General features: G+C 55.5%; 13 protein-coding genes. 10 read left to right on the forward strand and 3 right to left on the reverse strand.

The genetic code is table 11. The features are described 5' to 3' along the window. Positions 1–227: 227 nt before the first annotated feature. The 4 genes from B5D61_RS22280 (at position 228) to B5D61_RS22295 (ending at position 8,850) form a co-directional block, all read left to right on the forward strand. Positions 228–1,241, forward strand: coding sequence for a hypothetical protein (locus tag B5D61_RS22280; RefSeq protein ID WP_078815654.1), 1,014 nt, complete (start codon positions 228–230; stop codon positions 1,239–1,241). A 52-nt stretch (positions 1,242–1,293) separates the two neighbouring features. Continuing rightward, a complete protein-coding gene (locus B5D61_RS22285; RefSeq protein ID WP_078815655.1) occupies positions 1,294–3,699 on the forward strand; it encodes an Ig-like domain-containing protein in 2,406 nt (801 codons plus the stop codon). Positions 3,700–3,954: 255 nt separating this feature from the next. Further along, the gene (locus tag B5D61_RS22290; protein ID WP_078815656.1) at positions 3,955–5,412 is read left to right on the forward strand and encodes an efflux transporter outer membrane subunit; all 1,458 of its coding nucleotides are present in this window, start codon (positions 3,955–3,957) and stop codon (positions 5,410–5,412) included. A gap of 159 nt (positions 5,413–5,571) precedes the next feature. Beyond that, positions 5,572–8,850, forward strand: a complete 3,279-nt coding sequence (locus B5D61_RS22295) for a PVC-type heme-binding CxxCH protein (protein ID WP_078815657.1) — start codon at positions 5,572–5,574, stop codon at positions 8,848–8,850. Between the two features lie 91 nt (positions 8,851–8,941). On the opposite strand, the gene B5D61_RS22300 is transcribed toward B5D61_RS22295, so the two are convergent. Then, positions 8,942–10,510 (reverse strand): LamG-like jellyroll fold domain-containing protein, encoded by a 1,569-nt coding sequence (locus B5D61_RS22300; protein WP_078815658.1) that lies wholly within the window; start codon positions 10,508–10,510, stop codon positions 8,942–8,944. Next, on the reverse strand, positions 10,503–11,036 hold the full coding sequence (locus tag B5D61_RS22305) for an RNA polymerase sigma factor (RefSeq protein ID WP_078815659.1): 534 nt from the start codon (positions 11,034–11,036) through the stop codon (positions 10,503–10,505). The genes B5D61_RS22300 and B5D61_RS22305 overlap by 8 nt, the downstream gene beginning before the upstream one ends. A gap of 156 nt (positions 11,037–11,192) precedes the next feature. Here B5D61_RS22305 and B5D61_RS22310 point away from each other — a divergent pair, with 156 nt between their 5' ends. Further along, positions 11,193–12,758 carry a hypothetical protein gene (locus B5D61_RS22310; RefSeq protein WP_078815660.1) on the forward strand — a complete coding sequence of 522 codons (1,566 nt, stop codon included), beginning with the start codon at positions 11,193–11,195 and terminating at the stop codon, positions 12,756–12,758. A 68-nt stretch (positions 12,759–12,826) separates the two neighbouring features. On the opposite strand, the gene lepB is transcribed toward B5D61_RS22310, so the two are convergent. Continuing rightward, positions 12,827–14,035, reverse strand: coding sequence for a signal peptidase I (gene lepB, locus B5D61_RS22315; protein WP_078815661.1), 1,209 nt, complete (start codon positions 14,033–14,035; stop codon positions 12,827–12,829). A gap of 181 nt (positions 14,036–14,216) precedes the next feature. Here lepB and B5D61_RS22320 point away from each other — a divergent pair, with 181 nt between their 5' ends. The 5 genes from B5D61_RS22320 (at position 14,217) to B5D61_RS22340 (ending at position 20,696) form a co-directional block, all read left to right on the forward strand. Continuing rightward, the gene (locus B5D61_RS22320; protein WP_078815662.1) at positions 14,217–16,415 is read left to right on the forward strand and encodes a serine/threonine-protein kinase; all 2,199 of its coding nucleotides are present in this window, start codon (positions 14,217–14,219) and stop codon (positions 16,413–16,415) included. 88 nt (positions 16,416–16,503) lie between these two features. Further along, positions 16,504–17,328 carry a hypothetical protein gene (locus B5D61_RS22325; protein WP_078815663.1) on the forward strand — a complete coding sequence of 275 codons (825 nt, stop codon included), beginning with the start codon at positions 16,504–16,506 and terminating at the stop codon, positions 17,326–17,328. Between the two features lie 42 nt (positions 17,329–17,370). Continuing rightward, positions 17,371–17,823, forward strand: coding sequence for a hypothetical protein (locus tag B5D61_RS22330; protein ID WP_078815664.1), 453 nt, complete (start codon positions 17,371–17,373; stop codon positions 17,821–17,823). A gap of 109 nt (positions 17,824–17,932) precedes the next feature. Continuing rightward, positions 17,933–18,892: a PhoH family protein gene (locus tag B5D61_RS22335; RefSeq protein ID WP_139373429.1), complete on the forward strand. Its 960-nt coding sequence runs from the start codon at positions 17,933–17,935 to the stop codon at positions 18,890–18,892. A gap of 112 nt (positions 18,893–19,004) precedes the next feature. Next, entirely contained in the window at positions 19,005–20,696 is a 1,692-nt protein-coding gene (locus B5D61_RS22340) for an HD family phosphohydrolase (RefSeq protein ID WP_078815665.1), read from the forward strand. Positions 20,697–20,741: the final 45 nt, after the last annotated feature.

The raw sequence follows: 20,741 nt of genomic DNA on the forward strand, positions 1-20,741 counted from the left end.
CTCAGTGACATCAGTCCCCATTTCTGGCGCGTCAGCACCTCAAAAGATACATTTTCCTGAGGATTCTTGTAACGAAAGCAGCTTTTGGGGATGATATCTGGTGTGAGGGAGTCAGACGGTGCCGATGTCTATGAAGCCAGTGAAAAAAATTCTTAACTTTCTCAACCGAGCCTAATAGAATAGATTGCCTCTGAAACCCTGATCGTGATATTTGATCGTTCTCAACCATGAAACGCCTTCTCTTTTTCGTCTCATCTTGTCTGCTGGTTGTTTCTGCAATGGCGCAAACATTGGTTACGACGCCAGTGGTCGGGTTTCTGACGCTCAACCTCAATCAAGGCACCAATTTCATGGGGTTTGCCTTGCAGCCATCCATGGATTTGCAGGGCTTGATCAATATCGGTACGGTTCGCACTCGGGTCTTTCTCCAGGGGAGTCCGCAGGTCTCCTTGACTGATGATCAATTCAATCCCGGCTACATCGTGGAGATCGTCAGTGAAGGCGCGGGTTTGGGATTCACGAGCGTCATAGTGGACACGGTTTCCACCGGTAATGAGATCGTCTTGTCACAGCCCGTTCCCGAGGGTGTGGCTGATGGGGCGACCGTGAAAATTTGGAAGCTGTGGACTTTGGCCGAGGTTTTTGGGGCAGATAACTCAGCGGGATTGACTGCTGGCACGACGCCTGCGGATTCGGATCTCATTCAGGTTCCCAATGGCTCCGGCTTCGATGAGTATTTTTATTCCACTGGCGGAGCACAGGGCACTGGCTGGCGTCAAGTCGGGCAGGGGACTACAGACCAAGCCTCCACTCCCTTGAAATTTGGCGGCGGCTTCGCGATTTTTGCACGATCAGCCAAATCGGTGGTGCTTGTCGGTCAGGTCAAACCAGGGAAGACCGTGGTGGATTTACAGACCGGTAATAATTTCGTGGCTAATTTGTGCCCGGTGAATGCTGGAGGTGATACCCCTTCTTCGGAAGGGCGGACGCTCGCCAATTCAGGTTTGCAGGCTGGTTTGACTGGTGGTGTCACCTCCAATCAGGCGGACCTCGTCATGCTGTGGAATGGCCAAGGCTACAGCCAATACTACTACTCTACGGGAGGTCTCGTCGGGGCTGGCTGGCGTCGCGTAGGTGGTGGTGCCACAGATCAGGCAAGTGTAGCTTTGCCGGACGGGGCTTACATCATCCATCGCCGTGGTGCTCCCGTCAGTTTCCAGCTCAATCAGGGTAACTTCTAGCCGTTGCGTTGTTGACACGCTGTCGCCCTCTTCCCCCCAATCTCTTTCCTCTATGAAAAAGCTTTTGCTGTCGCTCGCGTGCATCGTCTGGAGCTTACCAGTCGTTCAGGCGGCCACCATCACGGTGTCGAATTACAATGGTTTCGCAGTTCATGGCGTTGCGGATAGCACTGGTACCTTGGTGGGTGACAATGGTGGCCATGGTGTCATCGGCCGAATGACGATTTCTGACACCGAGATTCAGGACTTAATCGCCGCCAAAGACTTTGTGGCTCTCGAAGCGGCTTTTGAAGTCTTCGCTCCTGGGGCAGGTGCTTTCTCTCTGGGTAATTTGGAAGCAGGCGCTTTTGAAGCCGAACTCAGTGCCAGCACCGTGCCAGGAGAGACCAATGCGTTTGCTGACAGTGACATCTACATATGGCTTTACACCGGCAATAATCGTTCATCTGCGACGAACTACTTGTTAGCGAAACTGCCCTATCAGTTCCCTGAGGATCCTGCTTCTGGTCCTCCGGCAGGTCCAGTGGAGGTCTTTTTGCGTCCTACGGCCACTTTCTTTGCTGGTGCAGTCAGTGAAGAGACGCACGACTATGGTTTAGGTGATGGGGCTGTGGCGATTCTCCAGATGGAAGTTCAGGATCATAACCAAGCGCCGGAGGTGGAGAATCTGAATATCACGGTGGTCTCTGGCGGAACGGTCAGTGGCCAAGTGGTGGCAACCGATGCGGATGAAGATGAGTTGACCTTTGAGAAAGTCTCCGACCCAACAATGGGGAGTGTGGATTTCGATACCGCGAACGGCACTTTCACCTATACAGCAAACGCTGGAATCACCACTCAAGTCACTGATAGCTTCACCTTTAAGGCGTTTGACGGGACTATCCCTTCTGCTGAAGGAACCGTCAATATCACCATCAATCCGGCAATTCCCGAAGCTCCGGTGATTGACGAGGTTGAGCCTGTCGTGGGTTACGTCGGCACCTCTTACGAATATCAGATCAAAATTGCTAACCTTCCCCAAGGCCAACCCACCTCCTACATTGCCTCGGGGTTACCTGCGGGGTTGAAGTTGGATGCCAAGACGGGGGCGATCAAAGGCATTCCCAGCAAGGCTTACGAAAGTGGACAGACCGCTCAGATCAGTGCAAAAAATGCGACCGGAACCGGACCTAAACAGCCTATTACATTTGTGATCAAATCCGTGCCTGTGGAGGCTATCGGCACTTTTGTGGCTCGGGTGGAACGTGCTTCCGATAATGCAGCAGACCTAGGCGGGCGGATCGACCTGACGACGAGTTCCAAAGGCAGCTTCACGGCCAAGCTTATGGCTGGCACCCTGGCTTACGCAGGCAAAGGCTATATGACCATTACTGAAGAAGACTCGGAGCCTGTGGTCAATGTCAGCATTCAGTTTCTGCGTAAAGGGGCTCCAACCTTGGAGGCCAATCTGACATTGGATCTGAGCCAAGGTCCTGGGTATGCGGAGTTTCAACTGCTGGGTTCTTTGAGTAATCCCGCAATTGAGCAATCAGGGGTGGATGTCAAGGGGGTCCGCAATACGTGGACGAAGCTGGATCAACCCACCGCTTTCATGGGGGCCTACACCTACAGCTTGACTATTCCTGAGGAGGATAAAGGTGATGAAACGATTCCACAGGGAACTGGTTTTGGCGCTCTGACCGTGACGAACAAAGGCACGGCGAGCTTCACGGGTAAGACGGCGGATGGCAAGCCTTTTACCGTCGCCACGATCATTGGTCGTCAAGGAGATATCCCCTTGTATTGCGCGTTGGCGGGTGGAGCTGGTTCTCTGGTCTCGATTCCAGAAATCACCACTCCGGGGGTAGGCACTGGTAATTTGAATGGCCTCTCGGGCATCATGAGTTGGAGTAAGCCAGAAGGTAGCACCAAGGAGCGGGCTTATCGAGATGGCTTCGGTAAGATCAATTTGACCTTGTCAGGTGGGTTGTATCAGGGGGCCCCCGTAGGTGGGATTGTCGCTGGTTTGGTGAATACGGGGCCAACAGACATGACTGCTAAAAATGCCTGGATTTCTTTTTCTGAAGGTGGTTTGGCCGATGGAGATATCGAGACTTTCTCTTTCCTCATCATGAACAGGAAGGTGACTTCTGTCGGACAGACAGTAGTGGTGGCCAAACCCAATCCCAAGGCAGGGATAGACGACCCCAATCCGAATAGCATTTCTTTCAAGCTGCTTTCCAAGCCCGCGGGGTATTTCACTGGCAGTTTTGTGATCCCCAATGCGGTGAAGTCCAATGTTCGCAAAGTCACCTACCAGGGTACTTTCGTTCGTCATCCTGATGGCAGCTTTGATCGTGTGGGGTACTTCCTTCTCCCTGAATTGCCCGACGTGGGGGAAAAAATTACGACGACTCCAATGCTGAGTGGGCAGGTGCTGCTGAGCGATTCGGAGCCAGAGTCAGATCCAGAACCGTGAGTCGTTGTAAATAGCTTTCTGCACTTTGATCAAGGTGCAGAAAGAAGCCGGGATGGATCTAAAAGGCAGTAATTTCGAAAGAAATCACAGACAGAGGAAGCGCTTGGGACGTAGGTAGTGCGTGTTGCTATTGATGGAAGCCTTGGCAGAATCTCCCGTCACCGTTGCTCGGTGGCTCTGCGCGTGGGCTATTCTCAAGACCAGGCTATTTGGCTGAGTTTGAGACTTCTTTAGTGCGACTTTCCTTACTGCATCATGTTCTCGAACACTTCTCGGACTCACACGGGCGGCCAAGTGCCCGCATCTCGTATTTTGATCGTCGGTGCGGCCTCTTTGGCGATGGTCTCTTGCACGATGGGACCGAACTATAAGTCCCCAGAAATCGGTTTCCCCAAGTTCTGGAAACAACAGGCCTCAAATGTCGCTGATTTGCCTGTGCCCGATCAGTGGTGGACCTTGTTCAAGGACCGCACTCTGACTTCGCTCATCGAGCAGGCTCTGGCCAATAACCAGGACCTCAAAGCCGCCCAAGCTCGGGTGACGACTGCGCGTGCGTTGTCTGGGGTGGAGCGTGCGGATTGGTTCCCTCAATTGAACCTGCAAAACAATGCCACTTATGAGCACTCGTCAGCGAATTCCATCGGTGCCAATCTGCCTGCGGGAGCCACTTTGCCCAACTTGGAGCGTGATCGCCATACGGCTTATTTAGGCCTTAACTATGAAGTGGATCTGTGGGGACGTGTGCGTCGGCGTGTCGAAGCCGCACGTGCTCGGGAGGATGCCTCTGCGGATAATCTGGCAGCACAACGCCTCGTCATTGCTGCCGAGGTCGCTCGCAATTACTTCTTGGCGGCTTCTCTGGATCAGCAGGAGCAGATTTTGCGTGAAACCATTTCTCTCCGTGAAGAAGCACGAAAACTCCAGCAGTCCCGATTTGAAGGTGGTCTAGCCAATGAAATGGATGTGGCTCGTGCCCGCACGGAGCTGGAGTTGGCCAAAAGTGATCTAGCCGCTATCGAGAGGCAGCGTGGAGGCGTGGAGCATGCGCTTGCCGTTCTCTGCGGAGAGATGCCCGCGAATTTCTCTTTGGCTGAAAACCGCCGTTTGCCTATGCCCCCGCGTGTGCCTGCTGGTCTGCCCAGTAATCTGATGCAGAGACGCCCTGACGTCCGCTCTGCGGAGCAGGAACTGCGAGCTACCAACGCAGAAATCGGCGTGGCAAAGGCCAACTTTTTTCCAGTCTTCAGTCTGACGGGCAGCGGTGGTTTGGAGAGTGTGGGGGCGGAGGATTTCTTGGAGTGGCGCAGCCGAACAGCCAGTATTGGTCCACAGTTGACCGTGCCGATTTTCCAAGGCGGACGCCTGCGGGGGAATCTGCGTGCTGCGTATGGCCGCTATGATGAAAGTTTGGCCAGCTATAAACAAACCCTGCTCACCGCGATGCGTGAGGTGGAGGATGCCATGCTGGACTTGAAGGCCTTCGGACGCCAGAGAGCTGCGGTCGCAGCGGCAGTCGCCGCTTCTCAAGACACCAGTCGGTTGGCCCGTCTGCGTTATGACAAGGGGCTTGCCAGCTACTTTGAGGTGGTGGATGCGGATCGTGTGGTGCTGACCACACGTCTGACACTGGCACAGCTCGATGGGCAGAGGCTGACGGCGACGGTGCAGATGCTGCGCGCCATCGGCGGCGGTTGGGCGGGCGCAGGAAAGTGAGCACTCAAAGAATGGTCACGACATTGAAGGCAGGAGCTAGCTTCTGTTAAATTCAGCGTGAGCGGGAACAATTTCAGTTCGCGGGAGTCTTTCCTTGCGGTCTGGGCTGCTTGAGTGCTGGACATCCCTTTTGATTTGAAGGATCGTTCGCTCCCACCCATGCGTTTTTTGTTACCGCTTGTCTTTTTGTCCCTTCCGGTTGTGGCCGCGGAGGTTTCTTTACATCGCTGGTCAGGTGATCTTAACGTTCCGGATCCAGTGGCGTGCTCGGTCGATGAACAGGGGCGCGTGTATGTGGCTGCGACCACACGTCGAAAAGTGGGTGATCTGGATATCCGGGAGCATATGATGTGGATTCCTGACGATGTCAGTTTCACAAGCGTTGAAGATAAAAAGGCGTTTTATCATCGCGAGTTAGCGCCGGGGAAAATGCGCTTGCCGCGTGGCAGTCTGAAGGATCACAACAAAGATGGCTCCATCGACTGGAAAGACCTCACCGTGCACAGTGAGCGCATTTACCAGCTCCGGGATACCGATGGCAATGGCACAGCCGACAAGATGACCGTTTTTGCGGAGGGGTTTAATACGGAGGTCACAGGGATCGCAGCAGGTATCCTCTATCACGATGGTTGGGTCTATGTAACCATCGCACCTGATTTGTGGAGATTGAAAGATACCGACGACGATGGTGTGGCGGATATTCGCGAAGTGGTGGCCCATGGTTTTGGCATGCACATTGCCTATGCGGGGCATGACATGCACGGACCACGCTTGGGGCCGGATGGCCGTATCTATTGGAGTATCGGTGACAAAGGGGTGAACGTCACCGACAAGGCTGGCAAGAAATGGTATTATCCGCATGAAGGTGCCGTGATGCGGGTGGAGCCTGATGGGACTGGCTTCGAAGTGTTTGCCCATGGCCTGCGGAATGTTCAGGAGGTAGCCTTCGATGATTATGGCAACATGTTTGGCGTCGATAACGATGCCGACATGCCTGGCGAAAAAGAACGCTTCGTTTACATCACCGAGCGCAGTGACAGTGGCTGGCGCTGCAATCATCAATACATGAAGATGGAGAGCCGTTGGATGCGTGAAAACATCTGGCAGGCAGGTGCGCAGCAGCCGCTATTCATCACGCCGCCCATGGCCAACTACTCCAATGGGCCCGCAGGATTCCTGCACGAGCCGGGCACCGCTTTGGGCAAGCACCTGCGGGGCCATTTCATTTTGAATCAATTCCCTTCCGGTAAGATGGAGGCTTTTACCGTGACGCCGAAAGGAGCGACCTTTGAGATGAATCCAGCGCGTTTGATCAATAGCGGTATCATGGGGATCGGCATGAGTTGGGCGCCAGACGGCAGTTTCTACATGGCCGATTGGGAGGGCGGGTATCCTTTGGATGAAAAGGGCGCGGTGTGGTCGGTGGATGAAGATAAGGCCGAGAAGCACCCCGAGCGTCAGCGCACAGGTGAACTGTTGAACGCAGGCTTTGCTCAGAGCAGCCTCAACGATTTGCAGGTTTTGTTAGGCCATGCCGACCAGCGTGTTCGTGTGGGGGCTGAGTTGGAGTTGGCTAAACGAGCCGAGTGGAAAACTCTGGCCAAGGTCGCTGGAGATGTGAAGGCTTCCTTACTCGCTCGCATTCATGGCATCTGGGGATATGGCATCGGTTTCCGCCGAGGGCAGGTGGATGATGGGCCGCTTCAGGCGATCCTGAAGCTCGAAATCGACCCCGAAGTGCAGGCTCAACTGGCCAAGGTACTGAGTGAGGGGCAAGCGAGCGAGGCTAGCCAGGAGGGGATTCTCAAGCTTCTGGCTTCATCTTCACCGCGTGTGCGTTTTCATGCAGCGATTGCGGCTGGGAAACTGGAGATCACCACTGAGGACGCAGCCAAGGCGCTGCGTGAAATGGCGATTCAGGATGCTGGAGATGCTTGGCTACGGCATGCCGTCGTGACAGGTTTAGCCGGATGTGTGAAGTCTGAGATCCTGGCTGCTCAGACCAGTGCCGAGTCAGACAATCTGCGAGTGGCCGCAGTGCTGGCACTGAGCCGTCAGCGCTCACCGTTGACTGCGGAGTTCCTTGATGATGCCAATCCTGCTGTGGTCACCGAGGCTGCACGTGCTATCCATGATGATCAGGGTATTCCGGAGGCATTGCCAGCCTTAGCTGCTCTGCTGGATGAGCCCCAGACCCTGGCCGAGGCTGCCTTACGTCGAGTGATCAATGCAAACTTGCGGTTAGGTCAGGCCGACAATGTGGCACGCCTCATGAAGCATGCCTTGGCGGATCAACCTCTTTCGATCGAGTCTTTCCAGTCGCTCCTGGTATTCACTCAGCCTCCGGTGTTGGATCGTGTGGATGGAGTTTATCGCACCTATGCACCACGGGATGTGGAGACCGTGGCCGATGGGGTTCAGCCGCAAGTGCAAGCTTTGCTGACGCTGGCCAATCCCGATCTTAAAGCGGCAGCCATCGAGCTCATGATTAAGCTTTCGCTGAATGTGGCCGCGCCAGCGTTACAGTCCATCATTAGCGATGCAAAGGCCAAGCCCGAATTGCGCGTCGGTGCTTTGAAACTGATGTCGTCTCAGCATTCGGCGAGTCCGGCATTTGCAGAGGCCTTGAAGCTCGCTGGGGAAAAAACGGCTCCAGTGGAATTGCGGATCGAGGCCCTACAGCAGGCTTTCGATCATGAGCCCGTCAAGGCTGTCGCAGATGCTTCGCGTGTCTTGGAGCAGGGGAGTCTGGTGGAAAAACAAGCCGCGATGAAACTGTTGGGCAACACGAAAGGCAAAGCCGTTTCCGATCTCCTCGACAACTGGCTTCAGCGACTGATTGCGGGCAAGGTCGAGCCGGGGCTGAAGCTGGACACTTTGGAGGCTGCTCAAAACCATGAGGAATTGGCCACCCGACTGGCATCCTATCAGCAGAGCCGCACGACCGCACCCCGAGATGATCTCGTGGAGGGTGGCGATACCCAAAATGGCCGTGATATCGTGACCAATCACCTGGGGGCGAATTGTCTGGCTTGTCATACGGTGGAAGAAAAAGAAGGCAGCCAAGTCGGCCCTCTCCTGAAGACCATCGGCGGTCAGCGCAGTAAGGCGGAGTTGTTGGAGTCCCTTGTCAATCCCGTGGCGAAGATCGTGCCGGGTTATGGCCTTGTGACGGTCTCGCTCAAAGATGGCTCCAATGTGGCGGGAGCATTGGCTAAGGAAGACAAAGGCTTTGTCACGGTTCGGCTAGCCGATGGCACCGAGAAAAAGATTCCGCGCAGTGAGATCAGCATGCAGACTCCGCCCATCTCCATGATGCCCCCGATGCTGGGGATTTTGACCCCGCGTGAGGTGCGTGATGTCGTGGCCTATCTGAGCGGCCTGAAGCCGAAGAAATCTTCTTCGAAGAACTCGAAGAAGGCGGATGACGAGCACTGATCCTACTCGTTAAGTGACGGCAAGAAATTCATCTGCTCAGCAGATGAATGCGGGTCATTGATCATGCCGTGTGAAGTGTCAAAATACCGGACTACTTCACTTGCGCGAGTTGGCCTAACTCCTTGTCGGATAAAACGCGCGAGAAGAGCATGAACTCATCCATGGCTCCGCTAAAGTGACGGATGGCCACGCGGTCGCGGCGGCCGTCGTCGTTCCAGTTTCCTAATTCGGCCATACCGAGGCGCACGGGAAACAAATGAGCGATAGGCACGGAGGCGACGAGATCGCCGTTCATGTAGTGCCTCACTTGCTGAGCTGTCGGATCGATGACGGTGGCCAGATGCACCCATTGGCCAAAACGTTCGGGCGTGAATAAAGGCGGTGTATCATGGTCTCGTGAGGGTTTTCCTCCACGACCGGCGATGCCCAGCCGTAGCTTGCCTTCCCGAGTGATCTGCCAGTGCACGGCTCCGTCTTCATAACCTTCGATCATGAAGAGCGAGTTGAACGCACGGTCAAGGCCATGCACCCTTATCCAGGCGCTCAGGGTGAGCGCGGGGTATTCTCCAGGCACGATCAGCCGGACACGGTCGCTGACGTTACGAAATTCCAAGGCCCGCTTCCCAGGCCAGCGGCCCTCTGTCCAATCGCACCCCACGATGCTGCCAGCGGGAACATTCGAGGCCTGTTGGGCGTGATTGCGCAGGGATCGTGTGTCGCTCCGATCCTGAAAGTCGAAACGAATGAGCAGCGAAGGATCTGAGTTCCACAGAGGGCTCTGCACCAGCCAGTTTTCAAATGCTTCTCTTTGCGATTCAGCGGTGCGTTCATCCACCTGTCCCAGGGAAGCAAACGCGGCCTGACTGGCGGTCAACGGGCGGTTAGCTTGATCCAGCGTGATGGCCTGTCCCTCTCGCAAAGGTTTCATCGGCAGTCCCGAAGCATGCAACTCCACCTCCCCTTTGAAAACGTGCAACTCGGCGGAAGGTGAATTCATGTCCAACCCGAAATCCGTGCCCAGGTCGACAATGGCACCTCGGGGCGTATCAATCCGAAAGCCCTTGGCTTGAGGCGGCACATGGGCACTGAGGCGACCTGCCGAACAAAAAGCCTCGCTGGAAGAAACGAGCCTGAATGCGGCAGGGCCTTCCAAGGTGACTCGCGCTCCTTGATAAAACTCAATCTGAGCCAAGCCTGACCGCAAGCGTAACCATCCGGGTGTCAGTGGGCTACCCGGGGCATGAGGAGCGCTCTCCCATTCCAGATTCACCGCACGGGCCAGAACAGCCACGGCATTCGTGGTGGCCTCATCGTCTTCAGTACGGCTTTCTTCAGTGACCAAGAGCCAGTTAAGCCCCAGCGCAATACAAGCGGCCAGCGCAGCCACCGAGGCGAGCGTGCTCAGGCTAAATCGAGCACGGGGCTTCGTTTTGTGGAGGGGAGGGAGCGGCAGAAGCTCTGGCACAGAAGCCATGGCAGCTTTGGATTCCCTCAACATCGCATCCATCGAAAGATGCTGGAGCAAACGCTGCGACAACTCATGGGCTCCAGGCTCGGTTTTCTGCAAAAGCGCCAGCAAGTCGGCAGCTTCCGCTTCGGTCAGAGCGTCCTCCAGGTAGCGTTGAATCAGCACCTCAAGATCGGTCGAGGATTCAGACATGGGCTGGACCTCCTTGTTGAATGTGCCGCTGGATACATTCCCTGAGTTTATCTCTCACACGTGAAAGCGCACGGCAGACGGTGTCCGCTTTCATGTCGAGTTGGCCTGCGATCTCAGGAGTTGAGATGTCGCGGTAATAATAGAGTTGAATGAGTTCACGGCTTTTGTCGGGAAGTTTTTGCAGGCAGCCACGCAGCACGCCGATCTCCTCCTCGTAGCGAGGCGGCAGGTCGCTTTCTTCTGCCAATTGCCGGATATGATCCGCCAGCTTCTGCACCACCTCAGGTCGTGAGCGAGTGCGATCTCTCCATAGTCGCATGGAGATGTGGCGGGTCATGGTGGCCAGCAGGGGGCGGACATCTTTTTCCAGATCCCAGCGCTCTTCCTTGGCCATGAACTCCAGAAACACCTGCTGGGTGATGTCTTCCATCAAGCCCGGCCATGGCGCATACTTTAGGGCCACGCCTTTCACGAAGTCGTGATGGGCAAGGAAAATCTGGGCGGCCTGGGTTTCGTGACGATTCATGCTTCTCGGACTATCTCACAAGAACCGAGGAAACCGGACAACAAAGTCCGAGAAATCAGGTTCCATCGAGAGCTCGAAAGATGAAAAGCTTGCAGGAAGGAAGTCGATCCGGCATCTCTTAAAGCTGGCTGCTTTCCGTGGCTCACTTGCCTCATCATGTCCTCCGAAACTCCCCCCGATGATTTCAGTCAGCTACCCACGGCGGATGGGGGATTGTCTTCGGCTTCTGAAATTCAACCGCAAGCAACCAGAAAGCAGACGCGGATCGGGCCGCGCAGTTCAGCCGCTCTGCCACAAACGCCTGCGGACGAGAGCCCTGAGTCGATATCCAGTGAGTGGAGTGACTTGATTCACCATGCCCAAGTGACGGAACCTTTCACCCCGGCTCCGTCAAGCCAGCATCAAAAAGCGGACGTGCCAGCCGAAACTGAGACGCTTGCGCCTACACCTGCGCCCAAACGCACCGTCGTTGGTCGCCGGGTATCTGCTCCTGCAACGGATGACATCGCTCAAGAGGCTGCCATCAGTCCTCACACGGCCCCGGCTTCTGAACTTTCCGATCTGCCGCTGCAAACTCCCTCCAAGCCGAATTCAACCGCTGGCGCAGCTTCCCAACAACTGGCGGAATCACCTTCCGCTGATCCCGCTGCCGAAGGTGAAAAAGCTGCGCCGTCTCCAGCGGTGGCGCCAACTCGGTCGAGCGCATGGCGTGTGCGTTGGGAGCGTTGGGGCGGGCGAGCACTCACCTTGAGTGTGATCATTCACCTCCTGCTCATTGCAGGTGGGGCCACCTATGTGGTGAAGCAGGTGATGACGCCTAAACAGGTGGATTTTCTGCCAGGCGGAGGTTCCCAGCAAGGTCAGGCGGCATCCCAGGCTCTGGAGCATAAAATTCAGCAGAAAAAGACTCCTTGGCTGAAGAAGCCGATGCCGATGCAGAAAATCGGCGTGGCCAATTCCGTCTCCGACATCGTTCTGCCAGACGATGTGCCGGACCTGATGAATCTACCAGATTCGAAGGATTTCCTATCGAGCAAACTTAGCGGCGGGATGGGCCTCAGTGGGCTTGGCAGTGGCATGAATAAAGCGATTGGAGCCGGCAGCCAAGCGGGCATGGTTTTTCAGCCCTTTTCGTTGTTCGGCATGCAGATCAAATCGAAACGGCTGGGACTAGTCTTGGATGTCTCCACCTCCATGGCACCGCATTTGCCACGGGTGATCGAAGAGGTGGACAAAGTGGCCAAGGGCAGTGTGGTCATCCTCTATTTCGGCTGTGGTTTGACCGCACCGCCCTCCCGTGGGCTTGATGGTGAAGAAGTTTATTCCACGGCGGGAAGAGAGTTTGAGAAGTTTTGGCGGCTGGGAGGAGTCAGCTTGGATGAAGCCCGCAGAACTTCCGTGGACAGCAAGCAACCCATCCCGAGTGAAGATATCTATCGGATGCTGGCGAAGCGTTCGCAGACTTACTTCATCCACAATGTCGGGTTGGGTTACACGTGGTTGGCCTTGCTGAATGACAAGCTGCGGACTGCCGACGGTATCTATTGGTTTTCCGACTTTCAGGACACGGTTGATTTCAAACAACTCATGATCGTGCGTGAAAATCTGTTAGGCCGCAAACAGCGCCTCTACATGCATGCCTATGAACGCGGTCCTTCGTTTGATCTGGTGAAGACACAATTGGTGCATCCCACCCAGGGGGATGCCACGGTCGAAGAGTAACGATTTTTCGTCGCCTTCACCAAGGTTCTCGTTGGCGCTAAGTCGTCCAGAAGATGATCCGATACTGACTACTTGATCGTGCCCCAATGCTTGGTTAGCGGCCAATAGCAGAACAAAGCTGGCCCCACGAGATTCCGCTCAGGAACATGCCCCCAGGAGCGGGAATCGCTACTGTTGTAGCTGTTATCTCCCATGGCGAAATATTGTTCGTCTTTCAACTCGATGTGAGTGATGCCCAGTCCCGCAAACATCCGCGGATCGGAGTAGCCGCGGTAACCATCCACGGGGTTCTCATACGTGCCCTGCATCACTTTTTGAAAGCCCTGTTCCTGAGCTTCCTGGCCATTGATCAACAGCTTGGGGGATTTCACATCCAAGGTGTCTCCAGGCACACCGGCGAGCCGCTTGATGTAGTGCTGGGAGCCCCAGCGAGGATCGAAGCTGCTTTGATCCTCAATGCCACGGATGTGCTTGGTGGTGAAGACAAACACCTCACCGCGTTTCGGGGTGCGAAAATGATAGGAGACTTTATCGACCAACACATGGTCGCCGTTGTGGACGATGCCTGAAGCGAGCAGTTGCCCTTTCTGCACATAAATGCCACCGCCGATGGTCGAAGTTTGTTTCATGTCCGGGGTTTCATTACCCGTTACGATCTTCGGTGCACGCAGATTGGCAGCTAAGCCCAACTCTTCCGTCAACTGACGCATGGGGGCCATGATCTTGATGGTGTGCCCATCTTCAAAATGAAGTCGGCTGTAGGGCATAAAGATCAGAAACTGATGCTCAGTGACCGGATCTTTTTGGCGCAGGCGTCCTGAATAATCAGACACGGCATAAATATGGCGGGTGCTGGTGAGGAAGGTGCCCAGGTAGCCCAACAGACCGGGCCGAGGATCTTCCTCAGTGGCCTCAGCGGTTCGTCCATTCAGCGTCGGCTGCATGGAGCCGGTGGGAATCTGGAAAGGTTGGGTAATGTAACCGCGGATGCCGAGAGCGATGACGATGGCGACGAAAAACACCTCGACATTGTCTGCGATCTCACTCGGAGCTGCCTCAGGCAGAGCTTTTTCACACACTCGGTTGATCTTTTCATTAAGAGCCGTCAGGGCCTCCCGATCCCGCCGCTTCATGGCTTGCTCCAATTCAAGGCGCAGCCCTTCGATTTCCTGGAGCTTCGCTGCGGGTAATAAATCCCGCTTGTAATTGATAAATCGGCTGACGCCCTTATGCAGCAGCTTGGCGTGCTTCAAATAGCGGGGAGTGAGGAAAAACATGCTGGCGGATGGTCGGAGACCTGCTGCGATCGTCAAGCTCGACCTGAGTCTGAGAGGAAAGAATGTCTCGACCCGCTCATTTTCTGCTTCGTAAACGTAATTTAACAAACATCGCTCTTGCCAAACCTATAGGCTTTGGATTCTCCTTACGATTCAGATCAGCATACCCTCAAGACACCGGATGGCGGAACGATACAAGATCTATGACAAGCTCGGCGCCGGTGGCGTAGGGGCGGTTTACCGTGCTTACGACAACGAACTTAAGCGCTGGGTCGCTATCAAACGCCTGATGTCGGCATCGGACGAGAAAGGCGATCAAAACCTAGCCACCGAGCTGCGGCGAGAAGCCGATGCGCTGGCGTCACTCCGTAACCCCAACATCGTCACGATCTTCGACGTCGCCAGCGATGCTGAGGGCCTTTTCATGGTGATGGAGTTGCTGGAAGGCGAAGATCTGGCTGATGTGGTGGCCCGCGGTCCGCTTCATTACGATGATTTTAAGGAACTCGCCTCCCAGACACTCGAAGGTCTGCTGGCTGCCCATGAGCGCCACATTTTACACCGGGATATCAAACCGGAAAACATCAAGGTGGAGCGCCTGCCAGGCGGGCGTATGCAGTCCAAGATCATCGATTTTGGCCTAGCTCGCGCCGGGATGAAAGCCCGCAAGCAGACGGAGGATCAGGAAGGCTCCGTGATGGGATCCATCTTTTACATGGCACCTGAGCAGCTCACCCGGGCCCCGGTGGACGTGCGCACGGATCTTTATGCGCTCGGCTGTGTGTTCTACGAGGCGCTTTCAGGCAAGAAAGCCTTCGATGGGGAATCTCTCAACGACGTCATCGATAAGCACATCAATCACGACATTGTGCCGTTGAATTTGGTGGCTCCGCATGTGCCACCGTGGCTCGGAGCCTGGGTCTTGAGGCTCATGGCCTTGAATCCCGAAGATCGTCCGGCCACAGCTCAGCAAGCCATCGAGGAATTTCGTGCCTGGGAAAAGATGTCGGCTGCTCCGCCGATGATGCCCTGGATGCCGCCTAGCCACGGCCAGCAAGGTGGAGCCTATACGCAGCCCATGTATCCCACGGGCAGCCTCACGACAAGCACAGTGCCGGTTCAGTCGGGCTACTACCAGCCTCCCGCAGCGGAAGTCTATGCGCAGCCTGTGCTGGAAGTCATTCCAGATGCTGAGCCTATCGTTGAGATCGCGGCTTACACCACCCCCTTGGCCCGGCAGTCGCCTACTGTCCAGCCCGCGAGGACAGGCGTCCAGCCCGCGAGGACAGGCCAGATCAAACGCACAGCTTCAACACGTGTGCACGCCCTGAGTCATCGGGATGAAGTGCCCAGCGGAGGTCCGAACATCAAACTCTTTGCCGTTATCGGCGGACTTGTGGTGCTTATCCTTGTCGCCGCTTGGTTTATTTTTGGTGGCAAAGGGGATCCATCCAGTGGTGGTGCAGCCTCAGATTCTCTGCTGGGGAGTACGGGTCAGCCCGAGGTCACCTTCAAGCTGCCTGAAGACCGCATCGTGCCGCCCGTGGATAGCGACCTCTGCCTGCACTTGATCGCCGGAGTCGGCTGTCTTGATCCTGAAGGTCAAATTGCAGGCCCCAGTAAGGAAGTGATTGAGTGGCATGATCTGGCCACGAGGGGCGACGACAACTTCCTGCGTGCCTACGATAAAAGTGCCGACTATGCCCCACGACGTATCTTTTGGCCCCCGACCAAAGGTGGCTTCGGGGCCAAGGCCAACCGCAGTGTGCTCGATTTCCACCCCCGTGAAGGCCGTCCAATCGCCATGGCGCTAACGGATCTTGCCGACGCCAAGGGGCTATTCCCATTTGGAGAAATCGTGCCTCCAAAGGGTGACCCCGGCCTCACTCTGGCGGTGGTTTTCCAGGCCGATGAAAGCCGCCTGCCCATGCGTGTCTTCACCCTCTTTGGCGAAGACGACATTTCGGTGAGTCTGCGTATCGATAAAGATCGCCGAATGATCGCCGAGTTTCGCAATGGCCCCTCCCTGGGCACCATCACCAGTCGTGATGTGAATCCCACATTGCCCTGCACGGCGGTTTTCACCTGGGATAAAGCGACCGGAGCGACGGAATTTCGAGTCAAGGATGCCCCTGGCAAGGTCTTCCAGGTGAAAGGCAAGACTCGCCCGCCGACGAAACCCCTGACTCGTCTCCAGCTTGGTAAGGTCGTGGATGCCAATCACAGCGATGCTCCTTCGTCGGAGCAGTTCTCCGGCTATCTGGCGGAAGTCATTGTTTACGCCTCTCAGCTCAAACTCGATCAAGTTCAATTGGTCGAATCCCAAATTCTACGCGATCACTACATGCAAGGGCCTCCGCCCGCTGCACCCAAGAAATAGTAGATGCTTTCAAAGGGGTTGCGACCCAGCCCTTTCGCGGCTTTCTTAACTTTGAATATTTCTCCCAGCTTTCGCTGTCTCATTGCCCATGAACCCTTCTTCTTTCTACAGTTTGTTTGCAGCCACTGCCCTCACTGCCCTGGCTACCGTGAGTCCTGTGGTCGCTCAGGCAGCCAGTTCAGGCGTCCAGGAGTTCGATCCACAGGCTTTCCCTGGCCAGGTCGTGGATGATGTGGTGGTGCCCGTGCCCAGCGAGGTGTTCTCGGTGCTGGACAAGCTCGGTGAACCCAACTGGCGTCAGGAGATTCGGGAGGCTGATATGCCGAAAACGGCAGATCGCACCAAACTCTCTCTGATGTTCGGTCTCGTGGTCGCAGAGGGTTTCGTTGCCGTGCAGGCTGAGGATAAGGAAGCTGTGAAGGACATCGGACGTGAGGTGATCGATTTGGCCACCGCTCTGGGTTTGATCAAGGCGGTCCGCCCGCATGCACAGGCCATCTTGGATGCCGCCGATAAGTCTGACTGGATCAGCATCCGAAAGGAATTCGACCAAACTCAGAAAACCGTGCGTGATTCCATGGAGCAGATGAAGGACATCGACCTCTCCCAATGCGTGAGCATGGGCGGTTGGCTTCGCGGCACAGCATCTGTTACTTCGGTGATCGGCAAGAGTTTCTCTGCAGACCGTGCTGAACTGTTGAATCAGCCCATGCTGGTGGAGCATTTTATCAATTCCATCGATAAGATGGGCAAGGATAAGAAGGAACATCATACCGTCAGCGACATTCATAAAGGCCTCAAACAGATCATGGCTAAGATGGAAGGCGCTGTGGATGGGTTCACCAAAGATGGCGTCCGTGAAATCAGCAAGATCTGCGAAGGCCTGCTGACCGAAATTCAGAATGTGAAGTGAGGCTCCTGCCTCTGCACCAACCCCTGACCGGTCCTTCTTCCCATGTTCCTTTCATCCACACGATTCATCCACCGCGCTGCCGCCCTGCTCACGGCGGTGGCCCTGCTGGCCAGCACTCCGCTCCATGCCACCATTGACGATGCGCACAGCTTCGCCATGGAGGCCGCCATGCCCTTTGTTGAACAAGGTTTCATTGTCCGTGAGGACTATTGGAATGGCGAAGTCAAAAGCGGTCAAAAGCTCATGGTCCGCCACCAGATGTTTAAAGGCAATGAATATGCTTTCTGGCTGGGGGCGGCTCAAGAAGACATCGAATTCGAACTTAAAGTCCTGGATGAAAAGGGCAAGGAGATCGAACTCGATTTCAAGAGCAAGGGCATGTATGCCACTGTGCGGGTGAACCCACCCAAGACAGGCACTTACAGCGTGGTCTTTTCCCTCACCTCAAAGAAGGAAAAAAGCGTCTATTGGGCGCTTGCCTACGGCTATCGCTGAAGAGCCTGGAAGCAGAGGGCGGTGAGCTAGCAGAACCGGTTTTTCCACCGGATTCTCCGCCTATACACGTATCCTATTCTGCCCCTCCAATCCAAGCTTTTCATTTTTCATGTCAGTCGAAACATTGACTTACGAGTCACCTCAATTTTTGCAAAAACTCACCGGACACGATCTCGCCGGTCTCAAGACCATCGCAGAAGCCCTCCATGTGCAAATCACCAGTCGAGACGCATGGGTGCGTATCGAAGGTGAAGAAGCCGCCACCTCGGCCACCAAGGAAGTCTTCTCCCAACTTGAACGTGTGCGGCGCCAAGGGGGGGAAATCACCCCCTCAATGCTACGGCTTATCGTTGAAAGCGTTCTGGTTGAGCATCATGACGGTCCTGCCGATGCCATTATGAATCTGAAGCTGGTGCCTTCCTCGCGGAAACCGCCCGTGACGGTCAAGACTCGCGGTCAGATCGCCTATGTTCAGGCCATGCGGGATCACGAGGTGGTCTTTGGCGTCGGGCCAGCCGGCACCGGGAAGACCTACCTGGCCATGGCGCAAGGTCTCCATCTGCTACGCGAGAAGGTGGTGCAGCGGCTCGTTCTCACCCGCCCTGCGGTGGAGGCCGGAGAAGCCTTGGGCTTCCTGCCTGGCGATCTCAAAGAGAAGATCTTTCCTTACCTCCGTCCGCTTTATGACGCGCTCTACGATATGCTGGAGCCTGATGAAGCAGAGCGGATGATCGAACGAGGAGCTATTGAAATCGCCCCCCTTGCTTACATGCGAGGACGCACACTCAAAAATGCCTTCATCATCCTGGATGAAGCCCAGAACACCACCACTGAACAGATGCTCATGTTCCTGACTCGACTCGGTGAAGGTGCGCGCTGCGTCATCACCGGGGATCCCTCGCAGGTGGACCTGAGACGTCATGTGCGCTCGGGTCTGCGTGAGGCCGTGGAAGTGCTTCAGGGAGTCGAAGGCGTAAAGTTTGTGAGCTTCCTGTCGAAAGACATCGTCCGCCTCCCGGTCGTGCAAAGAATCATCGAAGCCTACGATAAGCACCGTTCTCAAGCTTGATTGCTGCTGGCTCGAAATATGTTCTTATGAACATATTTCGAGCAAAAACGCCTCTTGTAGGTCGTAGAGTCTGTGTTAGTCTGGCATTCAGACTTTCTCGAAAATCCCACTCATGTTCGATTCCATTCGCCGGGCAAAATTGCAAAGAGCGGGGCTTTCCTGTGGGAAACGACGGCTCAAGCATCAAGAGGGAGATCTGGTGGATGAATTACGGACTCATCCCGCGGCGACCGTGGCGGTTTATGCCGCGTTTTTCCTCGTGCTGGGTTTGTTGATGAAAATGGGGGCAGCCGTGATTCCGGGCACCGTTACTCCACAGCCAATCGCCTACATCTGCATGGCGGCCATCGCTTCGGCCTTGGTCGTTCATCTGCGGGTGGCCTTACGTGAAGATGTGGAGGACAATGCGGAGCTAGCGCTGGTGCTTGGCACCATTCTCCTCCAGATGGCGGCCAACGTGGCGATGCTGGACTACGGTAACCAGCAGAGTTGGACAGGGGCGCTCTTAGTTGTGGCCATGCCACACGCCTTTGCACCGCTGGTGCTGTCCGTGATTCTGGGCCGCCGCATGGGGCTTTTTGCCGCGATCTACTCCACGCTACTGGGCTCGATGGTCTGCGTCGCCGTGAATCCCATCACTTATCTTGCGAGTTCATCGCTGATCGGTTTCTTGGTGGTGCTTTTCACCAAACGTGTTCGCCGCCGTAACCGCCTGTTCATGTCCGGCCTTTACATCGGTGGAGTCGCCTCGCTTTTTTCATTGCTGCTCTATGAGGCCTCCGGCACCGGGCTCGGGGCTGTCTCAGTGGGCCGCATGCTAGGTGTGCCTTTGGCCACAGGCATGATCACCGGCTTGCTCGTCGGGGGCTTGCTGCCTGTGATCGAGAGTATTTTCGGCGTCACCACTGAGATCTCCTGGCTGGAACTTGCGGATCTGAACCACCCGTTGATGAAACGCCTCAGCATCGAGGCTCCCGGCACCTATCACCACAGCCTCGTCGTGGCCAATCTTTCTGAAGCCGCCGCCGAAGCCATCGGTGCCAATGCCGCGATGACTCGCGTTTGCGCTTATTTCCATGACATTGGCAAGCTCACCAAGCCAGAGTATTTCATCGAGAACATGGATCCGTCGGATAATCCGCACGATGATCTGACGGCGCGGATGAGCGCCCTGATCTTAATCGCCCATGTCAAAGACGGCGTTGATTTGGCCATTAAGCACAAGCTCAATGTCAGCATCATCGATGTCATCGAGCAGCACCACGGCACCTCCTTGGCCTGGTATTTTTACAAGCGTGCCCTTGAGCAAAAAGCCGAAATGATTCGTCTGGTGGAACAGGGTAAATCCAAAGAAGACGATGTGCCTCAGGTGAGTGAAGGCGTCTTCCGTTATCCTGGCCCAACACCACAGTTCAAAGAATCCGCCATCATCTCTCTGGCAGATGCCGTTGAGAGCGCCTCTCGCACCTTGGAGAAACCCAATGCCTCTCGCATTGAAGCTCTGGTGGATGACTTGGTCATGGACCGCATGAAGGACGGCCAGCTTGATGAGTGCGACCTGACCATTGCCGATCTCGCCAAGGTCAAAGCCAGCTTTGTGAAGACCCTGCTGAGCATGATGCACAGCCGCATTAAATACCAAAAAGCAGCGGAAACCTCAAACGTCAGCACCAACCTCATTCCTAAAGAAGGCAGCTCGACGCCTGCCCCTGCGGTGCATGATGGCAACACACTGGTCATGGACTCTCCCTATGCAACTGGTGATAAAAAACGCCAGGGGCGCAAGCCGCCTTCTGCCGCCTAACCATTTTTGGCAAGGTTCTCGATAAGGCGAGAACTGATTCCCGCT

The organism is Prosthecobacter debontii (genome assembly GCF_900167535.1).
GTDB classification, from domain to species: Bacteria; Verrucomicrobiota; Verrucomicrobiia; order Verrucomicrobiales; family Verrucomicrobiaceae; genus Prosthecobacter; species Prosthecobacter debontii.